This window comes from Duganella sp. (genome assembly GCF_039595735.1).
Taxonomy (GTDB): domain Bacteria; phylum Pseudomonadota; class Gammaproteobacteria; order Burkholderiales; family Burkholderiaceae_D; genus Rugamonas.
On sequence record NZ_JBCNLB010000001.1, the window covers coordinates 920,438 to 943,375 of the forward strand.

General features: G+C 62.3%; 23 protein-coding genes and 1 other RNA gene. 11 read left to right on the forward strand and 13 right to left on the reverse strand.

The features are described 5' to 3' along the window. The first annotated feature begins 54 nt into the window (after window positions 1–54). The 4 genes from ABDW57_RS04215 (at window position 55) to ABDW57_RS04230 (ending at window position 1,364) form a co-directional block, all read left to right on the forward strand. Window positions 55–297 carry a hypothetical protein gene (locus tag ABDW57_RS04215; RefSeq protein ID WP_343728951.1) on the forward strand — a complete coding sequence of 81 codons (243 nt, stop codon included), beginning with the start codon at window positions 55–57 and terminating at the stop codon, window positions 295–297. Next, window positions 294–605 carry a cell division protein ZapA gene (locus tag ABDW57_RS04220; protein WP_343728952.1) on the forward strand — a complete coding sequence of 104 codons (312 nt, stop codon included), beginning with the start codon at window positions 294–296 and terminating at the stop codon, window positions 603–605. The genes ABDW57_RS04215 and ABDW57_RS04220 overlap by 4 nt, the downstream gene beginning before the upstream one ends. A 56-nt stretch (window positions 606–661) precedes the next feature. Continuing rightward, a non-coding RNA gene (gene ssrS, locus ABDW57_RS04225) (6S RNA) lies at window positions 662–842 on the forward strand. 63 nt (window positions 843–905) lie between these two features. After that, window positions 906–1,364: an EVE domain-containing protein gene (locus ABDW57_RS04230; protein ID WP_343728953.1), complete on the forward strand. Its 459-nt coding sequence runs from the start codon at window positions 906–908 to the stop codon at window positions 1,362–1,364. Window positions 1,365–1,403: 39 nt separating this feature from the next. Here ABDW57_RS04230 and lgt read toward each other — a convergent pair whose 3' ends face one another. Continuing rightward, the gene (lgt, locus tag ABDW57_RS04235; protein ID WP_343728954.1) at window positions 1,404–2,267 is read right to left on the reverse strand and encodes a prolipoprotein diacylglyceryl transferase; all 864 of its coding nucleotides are present in this window, start codon (window positions 2,265–2,267) and stop codon (window positions 1,404–1,406) included. Further along, on the reverse strand, window positions 2,261–3,157 hold the full coding sequence (locus ABDW57_RS04240; protein WP_343728955.1) for a LysR family transcriptional regulator: 897 nt from the start codon (window positions 3,155–3,157) through the stop codon (window positions 2,261–2,263). Before ABDW57_RS04240 ends, lgt begins: the two co-directional genes overlap by 7 nt. Before the next feature lie 126 nt (window positions 3,158–3,283). On the opposite strand from ABDW57_RS04240, the gene ilvD reads away from it, so the two are divergent. Further along, window positions 3,284–5,146, forward strand: coding sequence for a dihydroxy-acid dehydratase (gene ilvD, locus ABDW57_RS04245; RefSeq protein ID WP_343728956.1), 1,863 nt, complete (start codon window positions 3,284–3,286; stop codon window positions 5,144–5,146). 85 nt (window positions 5,147–5,231) lie between these two features. Here ilvD and ABDW57_RS04250 read toward each other — a convergent pair whose 3' ends face one another. Next, on the reverse strand, window positions 5,232–5,453 hold the full coding sequence (locus tag ABDW57_RS04250; RefSeq protein ID WP_343728957.1) for a TIGR04438 family Trp-rich protein: 222 nt from the start codon (window positions 5,451–5,453) through the stop codon (window positions 5,232–5,234). Between the two features lie 139 nt (window positions 5,454–5,592). Between ABDW57_RS04250 and ABDW57_RS04255 the strand changes: the two genes are divergently transcribed. Continuing rightward, the gene (locus tag ABDW57_RS04255) at window positions 5,593–5,913 is read left to right on the forward strand and encodes a c-type cytochrome (RefSeq protein ID WP_176645325.1); all 321 of its coding nucleotides are present in this window, start codon (window positions 5,593–5,595) and stop codon (window positions 5,911–5,913) included. A 33-nt stretch (window positions 5,914–5,946) separates the two neighbouring features. Here ABDW57_RS04255 and ABDW57_RS04260 read toward each other — a convergent pair whose 3' ends face one another. The 5 genes from ABDW57_RS04260 to folD form a co-directional block, all read right to left on the reverse strand. After that, window positions 5,947–7,080, reverse strand: coding sequence for a branched-chain amino acid ABC transporter substrate-binding protein (locus ABDW57_RS04260; RefSeq protein ID WP_343728958.1), 1,134 nt, complete (start codon window positions 7,078–7,080; stop codon window positions 5,947–5,949). Between the two features lie 175 nt (window positions 7,081–7,255). Further along, window positions 7,256–7,642, reverse strand: a complete 387-nt coding sequence (locus tag ABDW57_RS04265; RefSeq protein WP_343728959.1) for a hypothetical protein — start codon at window positions 7,640–7,642, stop codon at window positions 7,256–7,258. Then, window positions 7,639–8,070 (reverse strand): DNA polymerase III subunit chi, encoded by a 432-nt coding sequence (locus ABDW57_RS04270; protein ID WP_343728960.1) that lies wholly within the window; start codon window positions 8,068–8,070, stop codon window positions 7,639–7,641. Before ABDW57_RS04270 ends, ABDW57_RS04265 begins: the two co-directional genes overlap by 4 nt. Window positions 8,071–8,158: 88 nt before the next feature. Further along, a complete protein-coding gene (locus tag ABDW57_RS04275) occupies window positions 8,159–10,231 on the reverse strand; it encodes a M3 family metallopeptidase (RefSeq protein ID WP_343728961.1) in 2,073 nt (690 codons plus the stop codon). Between the two features lie 93 nt (window positions 10,232–10,324). Next, window positions 10,325–11,170 (reverse strand): bifunctional methylenetetrahydrofolate dehydrogenase/methenyltetrahydrofolate cyclohydrolase FolD, encoded by an 846-nt coding sequence (gene folD, locus ABDW57_RS04280; protein ID WP_343728962.1) that lies wholly within the window; start codon window positions 11,168–11,170, stop codon window positions 10,325–10,327. 232 nt (window positions 11,171–11,402) lie between these two features. Here folD and aceE point away from each other — a divergent pair, with 232 nt between their 5' ends. From aceE to lpdA, 3 genes are read left to right on the forward strand one after another with little or no spacing between them, the layout of a single operon-like run. Continuing rightward, a complete protein-coding gene (gene aceE, locus ABDW57_RS04285; protein ID WP_343728963.1) occupies window positions 11,403–14,093 on the forward strand; it encodes a pyruvate dehydrogenase (acetyl-transferring), homodimeric type in 2,691 nt (896 codons plus the stop codon). A 19-nt stretch (window positions 14,094–14,112) separates the two neighbouring features. Then, window positions 14,113–15,774 carry a dihydrolipoyllysine-residue acetyltransferase gene (gene aceF, locus ABDW57_RS04290; RefSeq protein ID WP_343728964.1) on the forward strand — a complete coding sequence of 554 codons (1,662 nt, stop codon included), beginning with the start codon at window positions 14,113–14,115 and terminating at the stop codon, window positions 15,772–15,774. Between the two features lie 9 nt (window positions 15,775–15,783). Further along, entirely contained in the window at window positions 15,784–17,559 is a 1,776-nt protein-coding gene (lpdA, locus tag ABDW57_RS04295) for a dihydrolipoyl dehydrogenase (RefSeq protein WP_343728965.1), read from the forward strand. 233 nt (window positions 17,560–17,792) lie between these two features. On the opposite strand, the gene ABDW57_RS04300 is transcribed toward lpdA, so the two are convergent. Beyond that, window positions 17,793–19,091, reverse strand: a complete 1,299-nt coding sequence (locus ABDW57_RS04300) for a M20/M25/M40 family metallo-hydrolase (protein ID WP_343728966.1) — start codon at window positions 19,089–19,091, stop codon at window positions 17,793–17,795. 39 nt (window positions 19,092–19,130) lie between these two features. Continuing rightward, window positions 19,131–19,553, reverse strand: a complete 423-nt coding sequence (locus ABDW57_RS04305; protein WP_343728967.1) for a PACE efflux transporter — start codon at window positions 19,551–19,553, stop codon at window positions 19,131–19,133. A gap of 97 nt (window positions 19,554–19,650) precedes the next feature. On the opposite strand from ABDW57_RS04305, the gene ABDW57_RS04310 reads away from it, so the two are divergent. Both ABDW57_RS04310 and ABDW57_RS04315 read left to right on the forward strand, forming a co-directional pair. Further along, window positions 19,651–20,562, forward strand: coding sequence for a LysR family transcriptional regulator (locus ABDW57_RS04310; RefSeq protein WP_343728968.1), 912 nt, complete (start codon window positions 19,651–19,653; stop codon window positions 20,560–20,562). Between the two features lie 35 nt (window positions 20,563–20,597). After that, a complete protein-coding gene (locus tag ABDW57_RS04315; RefSeq protein ID WP_343728969.1) occupies window positions 20,598–21,257 on the forward strand; it encodes a thiol:disulfide interchange protein DsbA/DsbL in 660 nt (219 codons plus the stop codon). A gap of 6 nt (window positions 21,258–21,263) precedes the next feature. On the opposite strand, the gene ABDW57_RS04320 is transcribed toward ABDW57_RS04315, so the two are convergent. Genes ABDW57_RS04320 through ABDW57_RS04330 form a run of 3 tightly spaced genes read right to left on the reverse strand, consistent with a single transcriptional unit; the run spans window position 21,264 to window position 22,895 of the window. Beyond that, on the reverse strand, window positions 21,264–21,776 hold the full coding sequence (locus tag ABDW57_RS04320) for a GNAT family N-acetyltransferase (RefSeq protein WP_343728970.1): 513 nt from the start codon (window positions 21,774–21,776) through the stop codon (window positions 21,264–21,266). Further along, window positions 21,773–22,711: an alpha/beta hydrolase gene (locus ABDW57_RS04325; protein ID WP_343728971.1), complete on the reverse strand. Its 939-nt coding sequence runs from the start codon at window positions 22,709–22,711 to the stop codon at window positions 21,773–21,775. Before ABDW57_RS04325 ends, ABDW57_RS04320 begins: the two co-directional genes overlap by 4 nt. 1 nt (window position 22,712) lies before the next feature. Then, entirely contained in the window at window positions 22,713–22,895 is a 183-nt protein-coding gene (locus tag ABDW57_RS04330) for a hypothetical protein (RefSeq protein WP_343728972.1), read from the reverse strand. Between the last annotated feature and the right edge of the window lie 43 nt (window positions 22,896–22,938).

Below are 22,938 nucleotides of genomic sequence, written 5' to 3' on the forward strand. Positions count from 1 at the left end.
TTGCAAATACGCGATTCGGTTGACGGCATCCCGCCCGCTCCCTATAGTGGCGGGATGATTTCAGAATTCCAAGACCTCTCCGATAAAATCGACCAGTTGGCCGAGATGACGCAAGCGCTGCGTCGCGAAAACGCCCAGCTGCGCCAGGCCAATGCCGCTCTTGTGGCGGAGAACATGGGCTATCAGCGCCGCCTGGGCGAAGCCTCCGGCCGCCTTGAAGCTTTGCTGGGTAAGATTCCAGGGCTCGACAGTGCGGACACCGACGACACGCTGCCTGAAAACGAGGAAGCACGATGATCCAACTGGATGTGACCATCATGGGCCAGTCCTACAAGCTGGCCTGCAAGGAAGACGAGGAAGCGGCGCTGCGCAAGGCGGCCGCTTTCGTCGACCGTAAAATGTGCGCGATCCGCGACGCTGGCAAAGTCAAGGGCACCGACCGTATCGCCGTCATGGCGGCACTCAGCATGGCCGGTGAATTCCTGACGGTGAAAGCGCCACAGGGACCGTTGTCTGACATGTCCATGCTGGAAGTGCAGACCAAGATGGCCGCCATGCACAAGGTGCTGGACGCCGCGTTGACGCCGCAGGAAGCGCTGTTTTAATCGATTTTTAATTTGTGCAGCCCTTCCTTTGCGGCGCACAAAAGAGTAAACTTCGTTTCACCCTGCAGTGTTCGAGACTTGTCATATATTCCTTGAACCATTCTTTTGCACCGGTTACGGAAATTTGTTCGATGGGCGAGAGCGTCGCTAGTCCGATGAACCCGAAATTGAACTAACTGTGACCACCTGAGCCATTTTGGTTCGGGATGCCGGCAAGACGGCACAGGCGGGGCCTTATACACAAAGAAGCGGTTGTTAGCATGTGAATGCGCAGCCGCTTTTTTTCGTCTGGAGAATCCGATGCAATACTGGTTGATGAAGTCCGAGCCGGATGAAGTGAGCATTGATGACGTGATGGCATCGCCCAGGCAGACTACCGCGTGGTTCGGTGTGCGCAACTACCAGGCGCGCAATTTCATGCGCGATCAGATGCAGGTCGGCGATGGGGTGTTGTTCTATCACTCCAGCTGTCCGGAGCCCGGCATTGCGGGCCTGGCGGAGATAGTGAGCACTCCTTATCCGGACGCCTCGCAGTTCGACGCCAAGAGCAAATACTACGATCCCAAGGCCACGCAGGAAGCGCCGCGCTGGATTTCCATCGATGTGAAGGGCACGCAGAAAACGCGTTTGCTGTCGCTGGCGGAGATGCGCACCATCCCGGCGCTGGAAGACATGGTGGTGCTGCAGAAGGGCAGCCGCCTGTCCATCACGCCGGTGACGGCGGCGCAATGGAAGACGATCGTCAAGCTGTTGAAATAACCCCGCACTGCGCTCCGCTGGGGTCTGACCCCGGCGGGGTCAGACCCCGGTTTGCCGGGGTTGAGGCGCGCGGCCCTTTTGCTTTGTTTTGTAGGCCCACACCAGCATCAGAATGCCGCCGGCGATCATCGGCAGCGACAACGCCTGACCGGAGGTGATCGGCACGCCGGCGATCACGCGTTCCCAATCCGGGGTGCGGAAGTATTCGGTGAAGAAACGCGCGCAGCCGTAGAGCAAGGTGTAGAAGGCGCCCGCCGCCAGCCGCGGGCGCTCCTTGCGCGCGTACAGCCACAAAATCACAAACACGATCAGGCCATCCACAATCAGCTGGTACAGCGGCGATGGATGGCGCAGGCCTTGCAGGAATACCGGGTCCGGATGCAGCGGGTAGCGGATGTCCGGCCACAGCATGGCCCATGGCAGCGATTGGTCGCTGACCACGCGGCCCGGCAGTTCGGCGTTGATGAAGTTACCCAGGCGGCCGGCCGCGTAACCGAGCGGCACCAGCGGCGCGATGAAGTCGTACACGTCCAGCAGGTTGCGGCCCGCCTTGCGCGCCCAGATCGACATCGCCACCAGCACGCCGATAAAGCCGCCGTGGAAGGACATGCCGCCGTGCCAGACCTTGAAGATTTCAATCGGATCGGCAAAGTATTTGGCAGGCTCGTAGAACAGCACTTCGCCCAGGCGGCCGCCGATGATCACGCCCATCATGCCGTAGAACAGCATGTCGTCCAGATCCTCTTTCTTCCACTGCTGCGCGGCGATGTGCGGCTGCTTGATGCGCACGCGGCCCAGCGCGATGAACATGGCAAACGCCAGCACATACATCAGGCCATACCAATGAATCGCGACAGGCCCCAGTTGCAGGGCGATGGGATCGGGCATCGGGTGTATCAGCATAGGGTGTTCTTTCGTAGGAGTTCCAAAAAGCCGTGCAGCACCGGCGAGCTGTTATCGCGCCGCCATGCGAGACCGGTTTCGACCAGCGGCGTGGCGTCGGCCAGCGCCCGGTATTCTACCCCGGTCCGCATCAGGTTGGAGACGGACTGCGGCACCAGCGCCATGCCGATGCCGGCCGAGACCAGGCTGACGATGGTTTGCATCTGAATCGCTTCCTGGCCGATCTGCGGCGTGATGCCGGCTTCGCGGAATACGGACAGGATGGCGTCATGCAGCGCCGGTGCGATCGCGCGCGGGAAGATGATCAGCGGCAGCGGCGGCAGGCCCGCGAGTTTCAGCTTGCCTTTCTTCTTCAGCGCCGGCAGGCCGGACGGCAGGGCCAGCACCAGCGGCTCGTTCAGCACCGGCAGATAGTCGAGTTCCTGGCGCGCTTTGTCGGGCAAGGGCGGGATCAGCAGGCCGGCGTCGATACGGTTGTGCAGCAGATCGTCCAGCTGCAGATCCGAGGTGGCTTCCTGCAGCGTGATCTGGACCTGCGGATAGGCGGCGCGGTAGGCGCGCAGAAAGGGCGGCAGCACGCTGTAGTCGGCTGAGGAGACGAAGGCCAGCGTCAGCCGGCCCACTTCGCCGGCGGCGGCGCGCTGCACCAGCTGCGGCAGTTCCTGCGCCTGCGCCAGCAGGCGGCGCGCTTCCGGCAGCAGGGCACTGCCGGCCGGGGTCAAGGTGACGCCACGGCGGTTGCGTTCAAACAGCGCGGCGCCCAGTTCCTCTTCCAGCGCCTGGATGGTCTGCGACAACGGCGGCTGCGTCATGTGCAGGCGTAGCGCGGCCTTGCCGAAGTGGAGTTCTTCGGCCACGGTGACGAAGTAGCGGAGTTGGCGCAGTTCCATATGGTTAACTATGTAATTTAAGTCCTGTGATATTTTATACGACTCACAGCAGCGGAAATCATATATTTGACACGGTGGCAGGGTAGTCGCACACTCTTAGGCTAGCCTTACCATTGGAGAAACATCATGCCGCAATACCGTTCCCGTACCACCACCCATGGCCGCAACATGGCCGGCGCCCGCGCCCTCTGGCGCGCAACCGGCATGAAGGATGGCGACTTCGATAAACCGATCGTCGCTGTGGTCAACTCCTTCACCCAGTTCGTGCCGGGCCACGTGCACCTGAAGGATCTGGGCCAGCTGGTGGCGCGCGAGATTGAAAAAGCGGGCGGCGTGGCGAAAGAATTCAACACCATCGCAGTCGATGACGGCATCGCCATGGGCCACGGCGGCATGCTGTACTCGCTGCCGTCGCGCGACCTGATCGCCGACTCGGTGGAATACATGGTCAACGCGCACTGCGCCGACGCCATGGTCTGCATCTCCAACTGCGACAAGATCACGCCGGGCATGCTGATGGCCGCCATGCGCCTGAACATTCCGGTGGTGTTCGTGTCGGGCGGCCCGATGGAAGCGGGCAAGGTGGTCAAGGTGGTCAACGGCGGCCAGAAGGTCATCAAGCTGGATCTGGTGGACGCCATGATCAAGGCCGGCGATACCACCGTCAGCGATGCCGACGTGGCCGAGATCGAGCGCTCCGCCTGCCCGACCTGCGGTTCGTGCTCGGGCATGTTCACTGCCAACTCGATGAACTGCCTGACCGAAGCACTGGGCCTGTCGCTGCCGGGTAACGGCACCATCGTCGCCACCCATGCCGACCGTGAACAGCTGTTCCTGCGCGCCGGCCGCCTGATCGTGGAACTGGCCAAGCGCCACTACGAGCAGGACGACTACAGCATCCTGCCGCGCGCCATCGCCACCAAGTCGACCTGGGAAAACGCCATGGCGCTGGACGTGTCGATGGGCGGCTCGACCAACACCGTGCTGCACTTGCTGGCCGCGGCGCAGGAGGCGGGCGTGGACTTCACCATGGCCGATATCGACCGCATTTCGCGCAAGGTGCCATGCCTGTGCAAAGTGGCGCCGATGACGGACAAGTTCCACATCGAAGACGTGCACCGTGCCGGCGGCATCATTGCGATTCTGGGCGAACTGGCGCGTGCCGGCTTGCTGGATACCTCGCGCCCAACCATACACGCGCCAACCCTGGCCGAGGCGATCGAGCGCAACGACATCAAGCGCAGCGACGATCCCGCCGTGCATCAGCTGTTCCGCGCGGCGCCAGGCGGTGTGCCGACGCAGGTGGCGTTCTCGCAATCGGAGCGTTATGAGGCGCTGGATCTGGACCGCAGCACCGGCTGCATCCGCGATCTTGAGCATGCGTATTCCAAGGACGGCGGCCTGGCGGTCTTGTACGGCAACCTGGCGCAAAACGGCTGCATCGTGAAGACGGCAGGCGTGGATGAGAGCATCCTGAAGTTCAGCGGCAAGGCGCGGGTGTTTGAATCGCAGGACGCGGCGGTTGAGGCCATTCTGGGCGATACCGTGCATGCCGGCGATGTGGTCATCATTCGCTACGAAGGTCCGAAGGGCGGTCCGGGCATGCAGGAGATGCTGTATCCGACGTCGTACATCAAGTCCAAGGGCTTGGGCAAGGCGTGCGCGTTGTTCACCGATGGCCGCTTCTCGGGCGGTTCGTCGGGCCTGGTGATTGGCCACGCGTCGCCGGAAGCGGCGGAAGGCGGCGCCATCGGCCTGGTGGAAGAGGGCGATATGATCGATATCGATATTCCGAACCGTACCATCGGCCTGCGCATCAGCGACGAGGAACTGGCGGCGCGTCGCGCGGCCATGGAAGCCAGGGGCGCCGATGCGTGGAAGCCGGTGAACCGCGAGCGTTATGTGTCGCAGGCACTGCAGGCTTATGCGGCGCTGACCACCTCCGCCGACCGTGGCGCGGTGCGCGACCTGTCGCAGCTGCGGAAGTAAAACACGTCGTCCCGGCGGAAGCCGGGACCCATGCTGAGCATCTGCTCATGCATCCTATGGATTCTGGCTTTCGCCGGAATGACCATCATTTTTTGTCGAAGGTCTTGCTGACGCGTTCCTTGCGGCGTTTCTCGTCTTCATTGTGGGCTTTGCGCTTGTCAAAGCCCAGCATCGGTTCCAGGAACTCGAACCACAGGAAAGCAATCACCATAAGGGCGCCGATCGCCCACCAGGATAGTTCGGCAAACTTCCATACTTCAAAGTAGCGCAGTGCAACCAAAGCAACGATCAATAGGATCAGTGGCATGATTTCCTCCTCTCCCCTCCATCTTACAAGCAATAATCCAGTTTAAGTCAACGTTTACTTGACCTAAGCGTTAAATGCATCAAGGCAAAACGCGGTAGAATGGCCGGCGGAATTTAGTAGCAATCACCTGGAGAACACAATGAAACGACATTTGATGATGGTTGGAGTAGTACTGGCGTCGGCTTTCGCTTCGCAGGCCGCCATGGCGGATGCGGGCCTGGACCTGGCCAAGGCCAAGAATTGCATGGCCTGCCACGCGGTTGCCACCAAGCTGGTCGGCCCGGCTTACAAGGACGTTGCCGCTAAATATGCTGGCCAGAAAGACGCGGAAGCCAAGCTGGTGACCAAAGTGATCAAGGGCGGCTCGGGCACCTGGGGCGCGATCCCGATGCCGGCCAATCCGCAAGTCAATGAAGCGGAAGCCAAGACCCTGGTGAAATGGGTCCTGTCGCAGAAATGATGTAAAAAGAAAGCGCCGTAAGGCGCTTTTTTGTTAGTGAATCACTTCGATCTTGGTCTTCTTGCCGTCGGTGTACGTGAACAGGGTCAGGGCGCCGTCCTTGATGTCGCCCTTGTCGTCAAACGAGATCAGGCCGGTCACGCCCTGATACTTGATCTTCTGCAGGAATGGCAGGTACTTGGCCGGTTGCGCCGAGTTGGCCTGCTGCATGGCGGTGGCCATGGTCATGACCGCGTCGTACACGTATGGCGAGTAGATCTGCACGTCGGCGTTGTACTTCTTCTTGTAGCGCGCCACGAAATCATCCATGCCTTTTTGCTGCTCGGCGGTGACGCCGCCGGCTTCCGCGCAAGTGACCACGCCATTGGCAGCCGCAGCGCCAGCCAGCTTCGGCAGCGATTCGGTGCAGATGCCGTCGCCGCCCATGTACTTGGCGTTGATGCCCAGCGCCTTCATCTGGCGCAGCAGCGGGCCGCCCACCGAGTCCATGCCGCCAAAGAACACCAGGTCCGGATTCTTGGCCTTGATCTTGGTCAGGATGGCGTTGAAGTCGGTGGCCTTGTCATTGGTGAATTCCTTGGTGAACTCGACTTTCGGACCGGCTTTCTTGGCGGCCTTGATGAATTCGTCGGCCACGCCCTGGCCGTAGGCGGTGCGGTCGTCGATCACAGCGATTTTTTTGGCGCCCAGCTTGGTGATGGCGTAGTTGCCCAGCGAGCCGCCCAGCTTGGCGTCATTGGCCACCACGCGGAAGGCCGACTTGAAGCCTTGCTGGGTGTATTTGGTCTGGGTGGTGGCCGGCGAGATTTGCGGGATGCCGGCATCGTGGTAAATCTTGGAGGCGGGGATGGAGGTGCCGGAGTTCAGGTGGCCGATCACGCCGTTGACCTTGGCGTCCACCAGCTTCTGCGCAACCGCCGTGCCTTGCTTGGGATCGCTGCCGTCGTCTTCCAGCTGCAGCACGAACTTGACGGGTTTGCCGTCGATCTTGATGCCTTTGGCATTCAAGTCTTCGACTGCCATCTTGGCGCCGTTTTCATTGTCCTTGCCGAGGTGAGCGGACGGGCCGGAGACTGGACCGACGTGACCGATCTTGATCACTTCTTGCGCACCAGCGCTGCCGGCGAAAGCCAGGGCAATGGCGAGAGGAATGAATTTGAACTGCATGTGCAATCTCCAAAGTTGTATGCAAGGCCACCAAGGTACAACAAATTTTTGACGGCGCAAAGCGTCCAACCGGAGGTTTTGTACTTTTTTGGAGCGCTTCCCTGATTTGATGCAAGGATGCTTCAGGGCGGTGCGGCCCGCGCACCACGGTGGATGCGCGGACCAGGGGCGGGGCTTACTTTTTCTGCGCTTGCAGATGGGTCAGTTCCTGGGCGACCGCGCGCGACACAATCTTTTCGATGGTGTCGTGCAGGCCGATGCGGATCTCGTTGGTCAGGTCATGCAAGGCATGGCTCAGCACTTCGGCCATGCTGTCCTTGATGCGCTGCTCCAGCACAAAATCCACGCGCGACTGCAGCTGGTGCATGATGCGCACCGACAAGCGGTGCTCCATCATCGCCCATTCCGCTTCGGTCCAGCCGTCGATGGCGGCGGCTTCCAGCTGGGCGGCGGCCGACGCCGGCGGTGGTGCGGATGGGGCTGCTGCCTCGTCGCTCAGCGGCTCCGCTTTCAGAACTTCCGTCAATACAGGGATACTTGCGTCAAACGATGCTTGGCTCATGATTTTCCTGCGACAAAGTGGGTCAGTGGATAGTCTTGCTGCTTGTATGCGACATAACGCTTGCGGCCGGCGGCCGCATCCTCCTCTTGCGAGGAAATCACTTCGATCATGCGCGCGAACTGCGTCACGTTGCGGGGCGCCCGGCGCGATAAATTGACCAATAATTCTTTGTGCGTGTGTGGTAATTCCGCCTCATCGTTGTCCGTCAACAGGATCGGCGTGTGCGCCGCCAGCGCATCGTCCGCCAACACGTGCGGCAGGAAGTCGGTGGCGGAAAATGTCCACATCGCCGCGTTAAGTTCTGCCAGCTGCACTGCATCGTCGGTCATCAGCACCACGCGGTTGTTGGCGGCCCAAGCCTTGCGCACGAGGCGGCAGGCGTAGGCTACTTTGTCCGGTACATTGGTGTGGAAGTCGATGCGTGTCATGGTGAATCCAGTGTATGCGAAATCGCCGCAAGCCGCTGGCACCGAGTTTGCTACCGTGCGGCTTGCGTGATGGGGAGATGGTGAATCGTTACGCGGCCATGCCGCTGTGCCGTAACAGTGCGTCGATGCTCGGCTCACGTCCGCGGAAGGCGGTGAACGATTCCAGCGCCGGACGCGAACCGCCGACCGACAGGATTTCCTTCAGATAGCGCTTGCCGGTTTCCGACACGGCGGCCGGGCCCAGCTTCTGTGCTTCTTCAAACGCGGCGTAGGCATCGGCCGACAAGACTTCCGCCCACTTGTAGCTGTAGTAGCCGGCCGCGTAGCCGCCGGCGAAGATGTGGCCGAAGGAGTTCTGGAAACGGTTGAACGCTGGCGGGATCACCAGCGCGAACTTGCTGCGCACTTCATCGATCAGCTGCTGCACGGTCTTGCCGGTGCTGGCGTCGTAATCGTAGTGCAGGTGCATGTCCAGCAGCGAGAACTCGACCTGGCGCAGGGTCTGCAGGCCGGACTGGAAATTCTTGGCGGCCAGCATCTTGTCGTACAGCGCGCGCGGCAGCGGCTGGCCGGTGACGGCGTGCGCGGTCATGTGCTCCAGCACTTCCCATTCCCAGCAGAAGTTTTCCATGAACTGCGACGGCAGTTCCACCGCATCCCATTCGACGCCGGAGATGCCGGACACGCCCAGCTCGTCCACCTGGGTCAGCATGTGGTGCAGGCCATGGCCGAATTCGTGGAACAGCGTGATCACTTCATCGTGGGTGAACAGCGATGGCTTGGTGACGCCGTCTTCCACCGCAGGTTCGGTGAAGTTGCAGGTCAGGTAGGCAACCGGTGTTTGCACATTGGTGGCGTCGGCGCGGCGGCCGCGGGCGTCGTCCATCCAGGCGCCGCCGGACTTGCCGGGGCGGGCGTACAGGTCGAGGTAGAACTGGCCGATCAGCTTGCCGTCGCGCTCGATGCGGAAGAAGCGCACGTCCTTGTGCCACACCGGCGCCGCGTCCGGCTTGATCTCGACGTTGAACAGGTTCTGGATCTGGCGGAACAGGCCGTCGATGACCTTGTGTTCAGGGAAGTACTGCTTCACTTCCTGCGCCGAGAAGGCATAGCGCGCTTCCTGCAGTTTTTCGGAAGCGTAGGGGATGTCCCAGGCCTTGAGATCGTCGATGCCCAGCTCTTCCCTGGCGAACTGCTTGAGCTCCGCCAGGTCTTTTTCCGCGAACGGACGGGCGCGCCTTGCCAGGTCTTCCAGGAAGGCGATCACTTCGTCCGGCGACTTGGCCATCTTCGGCACCAGCGAGACTTCGGCAAAGTTGTTATAGCCGAGCAGCCTGGCTTCCTCGTCGCGCAGCTTCAGCAGGGTGACGATGTTCTGAGTGTTGTCCCATTCATCTTTCTTGCTGAAGACTTCGCCTTGTTCGGAAGCCTTGGTGGCGTTGGCGCGGTAAATGGTGTCGCGCAGTTCGCGCTTGTCGGCAAATTGCAGGATCGGGTAGTAGGACGGGAAGTGCAGCGAGAATTCCCAGCCTTGCTTTTCGGATTTCTCGGCGGCGGCGCGGGCGGCGGCCTTGACGTCTTCCGGCAGGCCGGCCAGGTCGGCTTCGTCGGTCACCAGCAGCTTGTAGTCGTTGGTGGCGTCCAGCACGTTTTCCGAGAAGCGGGTCGAGGTTTTGGCGTGCTCTTCCTGGATGTCGGCAAAGCGGGCTTTCTTATCTTCCGGCAGTTCGGCACCGCCCATGCGGAAATCGCGGATGGCGTTTTCAATGATGCGCTTGCGGGCCGGCGACAGGGTGTCGAATTCGGCCGAGGCGCGCAGCGCCTTGTATTTGGCGAACAGCGCTTCGTTCTGGCCGAGCTCGGTCCAGAATTCGGTCACTTTCGGTTGGTTCTCGTTGTAGACGGCGCGCAGTTCCGGCGTGTCCACCACGTTGTTGAGATGACTGACGATGCCCCAGGCGCGGCCCAGCAGTTCGGTGGCGTTTTCCAGCGGCGTGACAAAGCTGTCCCAGCTGGCGGTGTCCGACGGCGCTTGCAGCTGCTCGACCACGGCGCGGCTTTTGGTCAGCAGCTCGTCGATGGCCGGGGTGACGTGCTCCGGCTTGATGGCGTCAAAGCGCGGCAGGCCGCTGAAGTCGAGCAGGGGATTTTTGTCAGTCATATTCGTTCCAATCAAATCAGCGTCATCCCGGCGAAAGCCGGGACCCATGCTGAGCATGCGTTGTATGGGCACCGGCCTTCGCCGGTGCGACGATCAGGTGCGCTCGGCCGCTTCCACCGTGTTCATCAGCAGCATGGTGATGGTCATCGGCCCCACGCCGCCCGGGACCGGCGTGATATGCGATGCCACTTCCTTGATGCCGTCGAAATCGACGTCGCCGCACAGCTTGCCCTCATCATTACGGTTGATGCCGACGTCGATCACGATCGCGCCTGGCTTCACCATATCAGCAGTCAGGGTGTTGCGGCGGCCGGTTGCGGCCACGACCACGTCGGCCTGGCGGGTGTACACGCCAATGTCCGGGGTCGCGCTATGGCAGATGGTGACGGTCGCGTTGGCTTGCAAGAGCAGCAGCGCCATCGGCTTGCCGACGGTATTGGACCGGCCGATCACCACCGCATGCTTGCCGCGCAGATCCACGCCGGTGCTTTCGATCAGCTTCATGCAGCCGTATGGCGTGCATGGGCGGAAACCGTCCAGGCCGGTCATCAGTTCGCCGGCGCTCAGCACGGCGTAGCCGTCGACGTCCTTCTTGACCGAAATCGCTTCAATCACTTTGTGGGCATTGATGTGCCTGGGCAGCGGCATCTGCACCAGAATGCCGTGGATCTTTGGATCGGCATTCAGCGCGGCAATGCGGTCCAACAGGGCGGCCTCGGTCAGATCGGCCGGGTATTCTTCTTTCAGCGAGTAAAAGCCGGCGTCCTCGCAAGCCTTGACCTTGTTGCGCACGTAGACGTGGCTGGCCGGGTCGTCGCCGACAATGATCACCGCCAGGCCGGGTTGTTTGCCTTGGGCGGTGAGGGTTGCGGCACGTGCAGCAATTTCAGCACGCAGTTTTTTGGAGAGGGCGACGCCGTCGATCAGTTGAGCAGTCATGATTTACACGTGATGGTAGAGGGAAAGCAGGATTATAAGGCCGCAGGGCGCATCCCGCCGTGTTTTTGGCGGCCGGCGCATGCTGCGCTGCACAAGTTTTTCATAGGGAAATTTCATAATATAAAATGGCTTATCGTAATTTGAAAAAGCCAAAATAGGCTGCTAGAATCCCCACACGTCATTGAAGTATTAGTAAATAATCAGCGAACTCTCAACTCTGGAGACTTATTACATGTCAGCTCAACTTGACCAGGTAACGGCATACACCGACCCTGATTCGCAAGAAACCAAAGAATGGTTGGATTCCCTGGCCGCAGTGCTGGAACAAGAGGGCCCTGACCGTGCTCACTACCTGTTGGAGCGGTTGATTGATCTGGCGCGCCAGAGCGGTTCCGATATTCCGTTCTCCGCCAATACTGCATACGTCAATACCATTCCGGCCGACCAGGAGCAGCGCTGCCCTGGCAACCTGGAATACGAAGAAAAACTGCGCTCGTGGATGCGCTGGAACGCCATGGCGATGGTGGTCAAGGCCAACCGTTTCGACGGCGACCTGGGCGGCCACCTGTCCTCGTTTGCCTCGCTGGCCAATATGCTGGGCATCGGCTTCAACCACTTCTGGAAAGCCCCGAGCGACACCCACGGCGGCGACCTGCTGTACATCCAGGGCCACTCCTCGCCGGGCGTGTACGCCCGCGCCTTCCTGGAAGGCCGCCTGACCGAAGACCAACTGCTGCACTTCCGCCGCGAGGTGGATGGCAAGGGCCTGTCGTCGTACCCGCACCCGAAACTGATGCCAAACTTCTGGCAATTCCCGACCGTGTCCATGGGCCTGGGCCCGCTGATGGCCATCTATCAGGCACGCTTCCTGAAGTACCTGCACGCGCGCTCGATCGCCGACACCACCGACCGTAAAGTCTGGGCATTCTGCGGCGACGGCGAGATGGACGAGCCGGAATCGCTGGGCGCGATCGGCATGGCCGCGCGCGAGAAGCTGGACAACCTGGTCATCGTGGTCAACTGCAACCTGCAGCGCCTGGACGGTCCGGTGCGCGGCAACGGCAAGATCATTCAGGAACTGGAAGGCGAATTCCGTGGCGCCGGCTGGAACGTGGTCAAAGTCATCTGGGGCCCGGGCTGGGATGCCCTGCTGCAGAAGGATAAAGAAGGCATCCTGCGCAAAGTGATGATGGAAACCGTCGACGGCGAATACCAGAACTACAAGGCCAAAGACGGCGCCTACGTGCGCAAGCACTTCTTCGGCAAGCATCCAAAGTTGCTGGAGATGGTTGCCAACATGACCGACGACGACATCTGGCGCCTGACCCGCGGCGGCCACGATCCGCACAAGATCTACGCTGCCTTCAAGGTCGCGCAGGAACACAAGGGCCAACCGACCGTCCTGCTGGTGAAAACCATCAAGGGCTTCGGCATGGGCAAGCACGGCGAAGCACGCAACACCGCGCACAACACCAAGAAGCTGACCGACGAAGCCGTGCGCGAAATGCGCGACCGCTACTCGATCCCTATCCCGGACGACAAGCTGGCCGACATCCCGTTCTACAAGCCAGCCGATGACGCGCCTGAAATCAAGTACCTGCACGAGCGCCGCGCCGCGCTGGGCGGCTACCTGCCGGCCCGTCGCCAGCAGGCTGACGAAAAGCTGACCGTGCCGCCGCTGTCGGCGTTCCAGAACGTGCTGGACGCGACCGCCGAAGGCCGTGAAGTGTCGTCGACCCAGGCGTACGTGCGTATCCTGACCACGCTGCTGAAAGACCCGAGCGTAGGTCCGCGCATCGTGCCGGTGCTGGTGGATGAATCGCGTACCTTCGGTATGGAAGGCCTGTTCCGTCAGGTCGGCATCTTCAACCAGCAAGGCCAGTTGTACGAGCCGGTCGACAAGGACCAGGTGATGTACTACCGCGAAGACAAGGCCGGCCAGATCCTGCAAGAGGGCATCAACGAAGCTGGCGGCATGAGCTCGTGGATCGCCGCGGCGACTTCGTACTCGACCAACAACCGCGTGATGGTGCCGTTCTACACCTACTACTCGATGTTTGGCATGCAGCGTATCGGCGACCTGGTATGGGCCGCTGCCGACATGCGCGCCCGCGGCTTCCTGATGGGCGGCACCGCCGGCCGCACCACGCTGAACGGCGAAGGCCTGCAGCACGAAGACGGTCATAGCCACCTGTTTGCCGCCGCTGTGCCGAACTGCATGCCGTACGACCCGACCTTCGGCCACGAATTGGCAGTGATCATCCAGGATGGTATGCGCCGCATGGTGGAAGAACAGGAAGACGTGTTCTACTACATCACCATCATGAACGAGAACTACCCGCACCCAGGCATCAAGCCGGGCCAGGAAGAGGGCATCCTGAAGGGCATGTACCTGCTGCAGGAGGGCGACAAGAAAGCCAAGCAGCGCGTGCAGCTGATCGGTTCGGGCACCATCCTGCGCGAGTCGATCTTCGCTCAGGAACTGCTGCTGAACGACTGGGGCATCGCTGCCGACGTGTGGTCCGCGCCGTCGCTGACCCTGGTGGCGCGCGACGGCCAGGACGCCGAGCGCTGGAACCTGGTCAATCCTACCCAGCCACAGCGCGTGCCTTACGTCGCCCAGCTGCTGAAGGATACCCAGGGTCCGATCGTGGCAACCACCGACTACATGCGTGCGTTTGCTGAACAGATCCGCGCCTTCATTCCGAAGGACCGCACCTACCGCGTGCTGGGCACCGACGGCTTCGGCCGCTCGGACAGCCGCGCCAAGCTGCGCGAGTTCTTCGAAGTGAACCGCTACTACATCACCGTCGCCGCGCTGAAATCGCTGGCCGAAGAAGGCAAGATCGACGTGAAAGTGGTTGAGCAGGCCGTGGTCAAGTACAACCTCGATCCGAACAAACCAAATCCGGTGACCCAATAATTAGAACGGAGCAAACGCTATGAGCATTGTGGAAGTTAAAGTCCCGGATATCGGTGATTTCAAGGAAGTTGAAATCATCGAGCTGATGGTAAAAGTTGGCGATACGATTAAAGTGGACCAGTCCCTGATTACCGTTGAATCGGACAAGGCATCGATGGAGATTCCATCGTCGGCGGCAGGCGTGGTCAAAGAGATCAAAGTGAAGGTCGGCGACAAAGTGGCCGAGGGTTCGCTGGTGCTGCTGCTGGAAGGTGATGCCGCCGCGGCCGCGCCGGCGCCTGCCGCGGCTCCCGCACCGGGCGCCGCGCCTGCGCCAGCACCGGCTGCTGCCGCTGCACCGGCGCCGGCGCCTGCCGCCGCCGTCGGCCCGGTCGAAGTCAAAGTGCCGGACATCGGCGACTTCAAGGAAGTGGAAGTCATCGAAGTGATGGTCAAGGTTGGCGACACCATCAAGGTCGACCAATCGCTGATCACCGTTGAATCGGACAAGGCTTCGATGGAAATTCCATCGTCGCACGCCGGTGTGGTGAAAGAGATCAAGATCAAGGTGGGCGACAAGGTTGCCATGGGCTCGATCGTGCTGGTGGTTGAGGCCACCGGCGGTCCGGTTGGCGCGGCTGCCGCACCGACCAGCGCTGCACCATCGCCTGCAACTGCTGCTGCACCGGCGCCTGTGCCGGCCGCAGCGCCGGCACCAGCGCCTGCTGCTGCCGCCTCTGCGTCGCAAGGCTCGGTACAAACCGGCAAACTGGCACACGCATCGCCATCGATCCGCAAGTTCGCGCGCGAACTGGGCGTGGACCTGGGCAAGGTGCCGGGCTCCGGTGCGAAAGGCCGCATCACCCAGCAGGACGTGCAGAACTACGTCAAGGGCGTGATCGCCGGTACCGTTGCATCGCCGGCTGCCGCTGGTGGCGCGGTCGGTGGCGGCGGCAACTTCAGCGTGCTGCCATGGCCGTCGCTGGACTTCAGCAAATTCGGTGAAACCGAGCTGCTGCCGCTGTCGCGCATCAAGAAGATCTCCGGTCCCAACCTGCACCGCAACTGGGTGCAGATCCCGCACGTCACGCAATTCGACGATGCCGACATCACCGACCTGGAAGCCTTCCGCGTTGAATCGAACAACGCCAATGCCAAGAACAAGGACGCCACCAAGCTGACCATGCTGGCGTTCGTGATCAAGGCATCGGTGGCCGCGCTGAAGAAATTCCCGACCTTTAACTCGTCGCTGGACGAAAAGGGCGAGAACCTGATCCTGAAGAAGTACTACAACATCGGCTTCGCAGCCGACACGCCGAATGGCCTGGTGGTCCCTGTGATCAAAAACGCCGACCAGAAATCGGTGACCCAGATCGCCAAGGAGATGACCGAACTGTCGGCACAGGCGCGCGAAGGCAAGCTGAAACCGACCGACATGCAAGGCGCGACCTTCACCATCTCGTCGCTGGGCGGCATCGGCGGCACGCACTTCACGCCGATCGTGAATGCGCCGGAAGTGGCGATCCTGGGCCTGTCCAAGGCATCGACCAAGCCGGTCTGGGATGGCAAGCAGTTCCAGCCACGTCTGATGATGGGCACCTCGCTGTCCTACGATCACCGCGTGATCGATGGCGCGATGGGCGCCCGCTTCTCCGTGTACCTGAGCGAAGTGCTCGGTGACATGCGCAAAATTCTGCTGTAAGGAGCCCCTATGAGCACCGAAGTAAAAGTGCCGAATATCGGCGACTTCAGCGAAGTGGAAGTGATCGAAGTGATGGTGAAGGTTGGCGATACGATCAAGGCTGACCAATCGCTGATCACCGTGGAGTCGGACAAGGCCAGCATGGAAATCCCATCGTCGCACAGCGGCGTGGTGAAGGAACTGCGCGTCAAGGTCGGCGACAAGGTCAAGGAAGGCGTCACGCTGCTGGTGGTGGAAGAAGCCGCCGGCGCGGCGGCGGCTCCTGCGCCGGCGCCGGCCCCCGCGGCCGCTGCACCGTCGCCTGCGGCTGCGCCGGCCGCACCGGCCGTCGCGCCGATCGGCGGCAGCTACAGCGGCCAGGTCGACGTCGACTGCGACATGATGGTGCTGGGCGGCGGCCCTGGCGGCTACTCGGCTGCCTTCCGCGCCGCGGACCTGGGCATGAACACCGTCATCGTCGAGCGTTACGACACCCTGGGAGGCGTGTGCCTGAACGTGGGTTGCATCCCGTCCAAGGCACTGCTGCACGTGGCGTCTGTGATCGACGAGACCGCGCACATGTCCAACACCGGCGTCACCTTCGCCAAGCCGAGCATCGACATCGACCAGGTACGCAAGTACAAGGAAGGCGTCATCAAGAACATGACCACCGGCCTGGCCGGCATGGCCAAGGCGCGCAAGACCCAGATCGTGCAGGGCGTGGGCCAGTTCCTGAGCGCTAACCACATCGAAGTCACCGCCAAGGATGGTTCGAAAAAAGTGGTGCAGTTCAAGCAGGCCATCATCGCTGCCGGTTCGTCGGTAGTGAAGCTGCCGTTCGTGCCGGAAGATCCGCGCATCGTCGACTCGACCGGCGCGCTGGAACTGCGTCAGATCCCCAAGCGCATGCTGGTGATCGGCGGCGGCATCATCGGCCTGGAAATGGCCACCGTGTACTCGACCTTCGGCGCGCGCATCGACGTGGTCGAAATGATGGACGGCTTGATGCAAGGCGCCGACCGCGATGCGGTCAAAGTCTGGCAGAAGTACAACGAAGCGCGCTTCGACAACATCATGACCAAGACCAAAACCGTTGGCGTTGAAGCGCTGCCGGAAGGGATCAAGGTCACGTTTGAAGCGGCGGAAGCCGGCGCGCCGGCACCTGCACCGCAAGTGTACGACCTGGTGCTGGTGGCCGTAGGCCGCAGCCCGAACGGCAAGAAGATCGCTGCCGAAAAGGCCGGCGTGATCGTCACCGATCGCGGCTTCATCCCGGTCGACAGCCAGATGCGCACCAACGTGCCGAACATCTTCGCCATTGGCGACCTGGTGGGCCAGCCGATGCTGGCGCACAAGGCGGTGCACGAAGGCCACGTGGCGGCGGAAGCGGCAGCGGGGCAGAAGTCGCACTTCGACGTGAAGGTGATTCCATCGGTGGCCTACACCGATCCGGAAGTGGCATGGGCCGGCATCACCGAAGACGAAGCGAAAGCCAAGGGCATCAAGGTCGAGAAGGGCCACTTCCCATGGGCTGCGAGTGGCCGCGCCGTGGCCAACGGCCGCGCCGAAGGCTTCACCAAAGTGCTGTTCGACGCTGAGACCCACCGCATCATCGGCGGCACCATCGTCGGCACGCACGCGGGCGACATGATTGGTGAAATCGCGCTGGCCATCGAAATGGGCTGCGACGGCACCGACATCGGCAAAACGATTCACCCCCACCCAACCCTGGGCGAATCGATCGGCATGGCTGCGGAAGTCTACGAAGGCACCTGCACCGACCTGCCGCCGCCGCGCAAGCGCTAAGTACAGCAGCATCACGAAAGCCGGGACCAGTTCCCGGCTTTTTCAATTCGGGGTCAGCTCTGACATTCGGACATGCACGCATCTTCTTTGCGGAATATCAATACGACCGCCCCTTATACGCGCTACCGCAAATGTAGGATTGCTGCTGTGCCAGACTGGCATTATCTATAGCGCATTTTGAGCCACATCAAAAGTGCGAGCTGCATGTCCGAATGTCAGAGCTGACCCCGAATTTAGCGGGTCAGGCGGTAGAGCAGGATGGCGGTGCGGATGGTGGCGCGTTCGATCGAGGCGATTTCGAGGTCTTCGTCCGGCGAGTGGGCGCCGTTGCCGGTGGCGCCCAGGCCGTCCAGGCTGTCAAGCAGCGGGGCGACGAATTGCACGTCGCCGGCGCCGCGCTGGCCAGGCGGCAGGGCCGGGATTTCGCCCAGGCCCGCGTCCTTGCTGGCCTGCGAGTAGGCCTTCAGCACCGCCAGGTTGCCCGGCGTGGGCGACATCGGCGGGTAGGCGTCATGGAAGGTGATGCTGGCGCTGGTGCCCGGCAGGTTCTGCGCGACGATGGCTTTCATTTTGGCGTGCGCGCGGTCGCGCTGTTCGTAGCTCAGGTAGCGCAGGTCGCCTTCCACCATGGCGGTACGGGCGATGACGTTGCTCTTGCCGGCCGCCTGGCCCGCCGTGCCCAGCGCATCGGTGCTGGCCTCGGTGCCGCCCACAATCAGGCCGGGGCTGAAGGTCAGGTCCGGCTCCATCACTTGCTGGCGGAAGCTGTCGACTATGCGCGCCGCTTCGTAGATCGCGCCGTAGCCCGCGTTCTCTGTGAAGATGCCGCTGGAGTGGCCTTGTTTGCCGCTCACCTTCAATTCCCACGATGACGAGGCGCGACGGCCGATGGTGCCGGTGTCCTTGCCGTCCTGGTTGCGCACTGTGGCCTCGAAGGCGAGCGCGATGTCACTGCGCCTGGCGGCGTTGACCATGTCCGCGCGCGAGATTTCAACCGGCGAGCCGGCATTTTCCTCATCGCCGCTGAAGACCACTGTGATCGTGGTGTTGTCCAGCACGCCCACGCGATGCAGCGCACGCAGCGCTTCGATGATGATGACGTCACCACCTTTCATGTCGTTGACGCCCTGGCCGCGTACGCGGTCGCCGTTGCGCTGCCACAGCTGCACCGGGCTGTCTTTTTCAAACACGGTGTCGAGGTGGCCGATCAGCAGCAGGCGCTTGCCCTGCTTGCCCTCGCGCGTGGCGATCAGATGGCCGGCGCGCTGCATGGCGGCCGGCATGTCGGACCAGCGGGTGGCAAACCCCAGCGCCGCGAACTGCTCGCCAAACAGCTTGCCCACCGCGCGCACGCCTTCGTGATTCATGGTGCCGCTGTTGATGTTGACTGAACGCTCCAGCAGTTCCAGTCCCTGCGCCGAATGCGCTTTGACTTCCGCGACGATCTTCTGCTCGGCGGCCGACAGCCCCTCGGCCCGCGCCGCGCCCCACATCAAGGCCAGCACCGCAAACGCGAACGGTTTCAACTTCATGCGACATTCCTCCGTGGATGGTATGCCGACGATTGTAGCTCAGCCCTGCGCAGATGCGGGCAGGCCGAACACGTGGTCGAAGGCGAGGCTGAAGAGGTAGGTGTAGATCATGAAGAAGATCAGCAGCCCGATGTCCAGCACCAGCGCTTCCCATAGCGAGATGTTGAGCCACCATGCGAACAGCGGCACCAGCACCAGCAGCAAGCCGCCTTCGAAGCCGATGGCGTGGGCGGCGCGGCGTTTCCAGTCGCGCCCGCGCTTGGTCTGGCGCGCTTCCCATGCTTCAAACATGGTGTTGAAGGCGAAGTTCCAGATGATGGCGATCAGCGAGGAGGCAACGGCGGCGGTGCCCGCATGGCCTGCATCGTGTCCGCCCATGAGCATCAAACCACTGCTGGTGAGGCCGATGGCGATGGTTTCAAACAGGGAGACGTAGACGACTTTGCGTTTCAGGCCTTGCATGGTGTTCCTCTTCTTGGTGACAACGCTGCGCATGATAGGGGTGTTTTGCTGATTGAAAAAGTCAGCAGCTTTCAGTTTTTCTGATAGGATGGCCGGCATGGCTTTCTCATCCGATAACATTGCGATTTTTCTGGCGGTGCTGGACCACGGCTCCTTCTCGGCGGCGGCGCGTGCGCTGGGCCGGGTGCCGTCGGCGGTCAGCATGGCGGTCGCGCAGCTGGAGGCGGAGCTGGATCTGACGCTGTTCGAGCGCAGTTCGCGCGAGGTGCGGCCGACCGAATCGGCGCGCGCGCTGGAGGCGGAGTCGCGCCAGTTGGCGGGGCAGCTCAGGCGCCTGCAGGCGCATGCGCTGTCGCTGCATCAGGGACTGGAACGGCGCCTGACGCTGGCGATCGCGCCCGAGTTGTTGTCGGCGCCGTGGAGCAATCCGCTGGCGCAGCTGGCCGAGGAGTTTCCCGCGCTGGAAGTGGAGGTGCTGTCGGCGCCGCAGGAGGATGCGCTGCGCATGCTGCATGAAGGTGCGGCCCAGCTGGCGCTGATGTATGAGCGCCCGGGCGTGGACGAGCATGAGAGTTTTCAGGAACTGGGCAGCGAGGTGCTGGTGCCGGTGATTTCACCGCGCCACAAGCTGGCGCTGGAGCGCAAGGACAATATCCGGCTGGAGGATCTGCTCGATGTGCGGCAGGTCGCCATCGTCAGCCGCGACATGGCGCAAGCCGATCAGCGCGTGCTCATCTCGCGCAAGCTGTGGCGCACCGACAGTCATCTGGCCACATTGAGCCTGGTGCGCGCCGGCGTCGGCTGGGCCTATCTTCCGCTGCGCCAGGTGGCGCCGCTGCTGGAACGCGGCGAGTTGCTGCACATCGGCTTTGCGCACATGAGCAATGAGCTGCGGCTGTGGGTTGACGTGGTGTGGCGCAACGACCGGCCGCTGGGCCTGGGCACCAGGCGCCTGATCGCGCTGATGCAGGATATCGCCGGTTTGGAGGCGCGACCGCCGCAGAAGTGATACTCTGCTGTCTTTGCCCAGTTAGAGGAAGATTTATGCGTTTGCTGAAGATTGCCCTGGTAGTGGCCGGCCTGTGCGCCGCCACCGCGTTCGCCTCGCCTACCGCGCCGCGCAACGGCGCCGAGTACACCACCCTGAAGAACCCGCAGCCGGTGCAGGCGCAGGGCAAGAAGGTCGAGGTGATCGAGTTCTTCATGTATCACTGCCCGGCGTGCTACGCGCTGGAGCCGGCCATGCTGGAGTGGGTGAAGAAGCAGGGCGATAACATCAGCTTCCGCCGCATCCACCTGCCGCTGACCGGCGAGAACGATCCGGAAGCGCATATGTTCCTGACGCTGGAAGCGATGAAGCTGGAGGAGCAGCTGCACGCCAAGATCCTCAACACCTGGCACGTCGAGCGCAAGCGCCTGAAGAGCGATGCCGATAATATCGACTGGGCGGTGAAGAACGGCATCGACAAGGAGAAGTTCACCGCCACCTACAATTCGTTCGCTGTGATGACGCGCCTGAAGGGAGCCGGCCGTGTGGCGGCTGCGTATGAAGTTACCAGCACGCCGACGCTGGTGGTGGCAGGCCGTTATGTGACCAATCCAACCATGGTGGACGCCAGCAATCCTGGCATCCCGCGCCCGCAACTGGGCGCGGCGACGCTGCAGGTGCTGGATGCCCTGGTGGCGCAGGCGCGCGGCAAGTAAGTCTGTCTATAAGCGGCATTGGTACAGGTGGGAGGTGCGATCCTCGCCATTCACCTGTACCACCTGCGGCGCGGCCAGCGGGTCGCGCGTGAAACCGCATTTTTCCGCGACCAGTCGCGAGCCGATGTTCTGCGGCGAGATCCATGCGCTCAGCACGCGCAGACGGTACTGTCCGCGCGCCAGTTCCATCAAGTGTTCCAGCGCCCGGCAGCCCAGCCCCTGGCGCGCTTCGCTGCCGGCGATGCGATACCCCACTTCGCCAGTGCCGGCCTCACGATCGATCTGACGCAGGTTGGCGCGGCCGATGATGGCGGCGCCGTCGTCGCTGGTCAGCACGCACGGATGCATGGTGCCGGCATGGTGGCTGTCGAGGTAATCCGAAATGTGCGCGCCCACGCCGGCCGCCGAGTAGAAGGCCGGACTGCGCGCTTCCACGTGCTGCTCGAACCAGGCGCGGTTGGCCAGTTCAAACGCCAGCAGGCGCGCCACATCATCGGCCTGCAGGGTGCGGATTTTCATGGGTGGGCGGCCAGGTAGGCCAGCATGTGCTGGTTGAACAGCGCCGTCTGCTCCATCTGCGGCAGGTGGCCGGACTGGTCGATCTCGGTGTAGCTCACTGCGGGCATCGCCTGGCGGATGCGCGCCGCCTGCGCCACCGGGATCACCGGGTCCTGCTTGCCCCAGATCAGATGCACCGGCGTGCCGGCCCTGGCGATGCTGGCGTAGATGGCGTCAAAGTTTTCCCGCGACAGGCTCAGACGCGATCGGTACAAGGCGCGGCCGAAGCCGTAAAACTGCATCTGCGGACGATAGCGCTCGGCCCAGCCGGGGAATCGTTCCGGGTGTAGAAAGTCGCTGCTCTGGTTGTCCGCCATGGTGGGCACGGCGGTGGTCTGGAACAGGTAGGGGCCGAGCAGCGGCGCCGCCAGCTGCCATGGAATGGCCGGCGCGGTATTCGATGGATCGACCAGGTTCAGGGTGCGGATGCGCAGCGGATGCGTGGACGCGTAGTGTGCGCTGACGTAGCCGCCAAAGGAGAGCCCAAACAAGTCGATCTTGCCATCCACTTTGAGCGTCTTGAGCAGCTCGTCCAGCTGGCGGTCGTAGAAGGCGCCGTCATAGGCGGCATCCGGCCGGTCGGACATGCCGCGCCCGAACAGGTCGTAGCGGATCACGCGGTAGCCGGCATCGCGCAGGGCGGCAAAGGTGGGGTCCCAGATGTAGGACGGCACCGAAAAGCCGTGCACCAGCACGGCCACGCGGCCGTCATCCGGGCCGGCCGCTTCGTAATAGGTCACGCCGTCGCTCAGGGGGGCATAGGCGCCCGGCGAGCCGTCGTGCTGACGCACAGCCGCGGTCAGCGCGCGCCGCTCCGGATTGCGGTCGTGGTAATAGCCCGTGAGGCCGGCCATGGCCAGCACCACGGCCAGCAAGAGCCAGCGCAGCCGGGTCATGTCAGTTGACGGTGAAGCGGGCCGGAATTTCAATGCCGCCGTTGCGCGCCGCCTCGGCGTACGCCTGCAGTTCAGCGATGACAGCGTCCAGTTGCTCCTGGCCGGGATTGGCCTGGAAGTGTTTGATGCGCTCGTTCATGAGCGTGATTTGCTTGCTCCAGTCCAGACGATTCGTTTTGCTCATGTGTACTCCGGTTTGTAAAAAATCAGTATAGAGCAAATGGCAA

Excerpts from the sequence above, each read along its gene's own strand:
- ABDW57_RS04215 (WP_343728951.1), top strand. The coding sequence starts at position 55 with ATGATTTCAGAATTCCAAGACCTCTCCGATAAAATCGACCAGTTGGCC.
- ABDW57_RS04220 (WP_343728952.1), top strand. The coding sequence starts at position 294 with ATGATCCAACTGGATGTGACCATCATGGGCCAGTCCTACAAGCTGGCC.
- ABDW57_RS04230 (WP_343728953.1), top strand. The coding sequence starts at position 906 with ATGCAATACTGGTTGATGAAGTCCGAGCCGGATGAAGTGAGCATTGAT.
- lgt (WP_343728954.1), bottom strand. The coding sequence starts at position 2,267 with ATGCTGATACACCCGATGCCCGATCCCATCGCCCTGCAACTGGGGCCT.
- ABDW57_RS04240 (WP_343728955.1), bottom strand. The coding sequence starts at position 3,157 with ATGGAACTGCGCCAACTCCGCTACTTCGTCACCGTGGCCGAAGAACTC.
- ilvD (WP_343728956.1), top strand. The coding sequence starts at position 3,284 with ATGCCGCAATACCGTTCCCGTACCACCACCCATGGCCGCAACATGGCC.
- ABDW57_RS04250 (WP_343728957.1), bottom strand. The coding sequence starts at position 5,453 with ATGCCACTGATCCTATTGATCGTTGCTTTGGTTGCACTGCGCTACTTT.
- ABDW57_RS04255 (WP_176645325.1), top strand. The coding sequence starts at position 5,593 with ATGAAACGACATTTGATGATGGTTGGAGTAGTACTGGCGTCGGCTTTC.
- ABDW57_RS04260 (WP_343728958.1), bottom strand. The coding sequence starts at position 7,080 with ATGCAGTTCAAATTCATTCCTCTCGCCATTGCCCTGGCTTTCGCCGGC.
- ABDW57_RS04265 (WP_343728959.1), bottom strand. The coding sequence starts at position 7,642 with ATGAGCCAAGCATCGTTTGACGCAAGTATCCCTGTATTGACGGAAGTT.
- ABDW57_RS04270 (WP_343728960.1), bottom strand. The coding sequence starts at position 8,070 with ATGACACGCATCGACTTCCACACCAATGTACCGGACAAAGTAGCCTAC.
- ABDW57_RS04275 (WP_343728961.1), bottom strand. The coding sequence starts at position 10,231 with ATGACTGACAAAAATCCCCTGCTCGACTTCAGCGGCCTGCCGCGCTTT.
- folD (WP_343728962.1), bottom strand. The coding sequence starts at position 11,170 with ATGACTGCTCAACTGATCGACGGCGTCGCCCTCTCCAAAAAACTGCGT.
- aceE (WP_343728963.1), top strand. The coding sequence starts at position 11,403 with ATGTCAGCTCAACTTGACCAGGTAACGGCATACACCGACCCTGATTCG.
- aceF (WP_343728964.1), top strand. The coding sequence starts at position 14,113 with ATGAGCATTGTGGAAGTTAAAGTCCCGGATATCGGTGATTTCAAGGAA.
- lpdA (WP_343728965.1), top strand. The coding sequence starts at position 15,784 with ATGAGCACCGAAGTAAAAGTGCCGAATATCGGCGACTTCAGCGAAGTG.
- ABDW57_RS04300 (WP_343728966.1), bottom strand. The coding sequence starts at position 19,091 with ATGAAGTTGAAACCGTTCGCGTTTGCGGTGCTGGCCTTGATGTGGGGC.
- ABDW57_RS04305 (WP_343728967.1), bottom strand. The coding sequence starts at position 19,553 with ATGCAAGGCCTGAAACGCAAAGTCGTCTACGTCTCCCTGTTTGAAACC.
- ABDW57_RS04310 (WP_343728968.1), top strand. The coding sequence starts at position 19,651 with ATGGCTTTCTCATCCGATAACATTGCGATTTTTCTGGCGGTGCTGGAC.
- ABDW57_RS04315 (WP_343728969.1), top strand. The coding sequence starts at position 20,598 with ATGCGTTTGCTGAAGATTGCCCTGGTAGTGGCCGGCCTGTGCGCCGCC.
- ABDW57_RS04320 (WP_343728970.1), bottom strand. The coding sequence starts at position 21,776 with ATGAAAATCCGCACCCTGCAGGCCGATGATGTGGCGCGCCTGCTGGCG.
- ABDW57_RS04325 (WP_343728971.1), bottom strand. The coding sequence starts at position 22,711 with ATGACCCGGCTGCGCTGGCTCTTGCTGGCCGTGGTGCTGGCCATGGCC.
- ABDW57_RS04330 (WP_343728972.1), bottom strand. The coding sequence starts at position 22,895 with ATGAGCAAAACGAATCGTCTGGACTGGAGCAAGCAAATCACGCTCATG.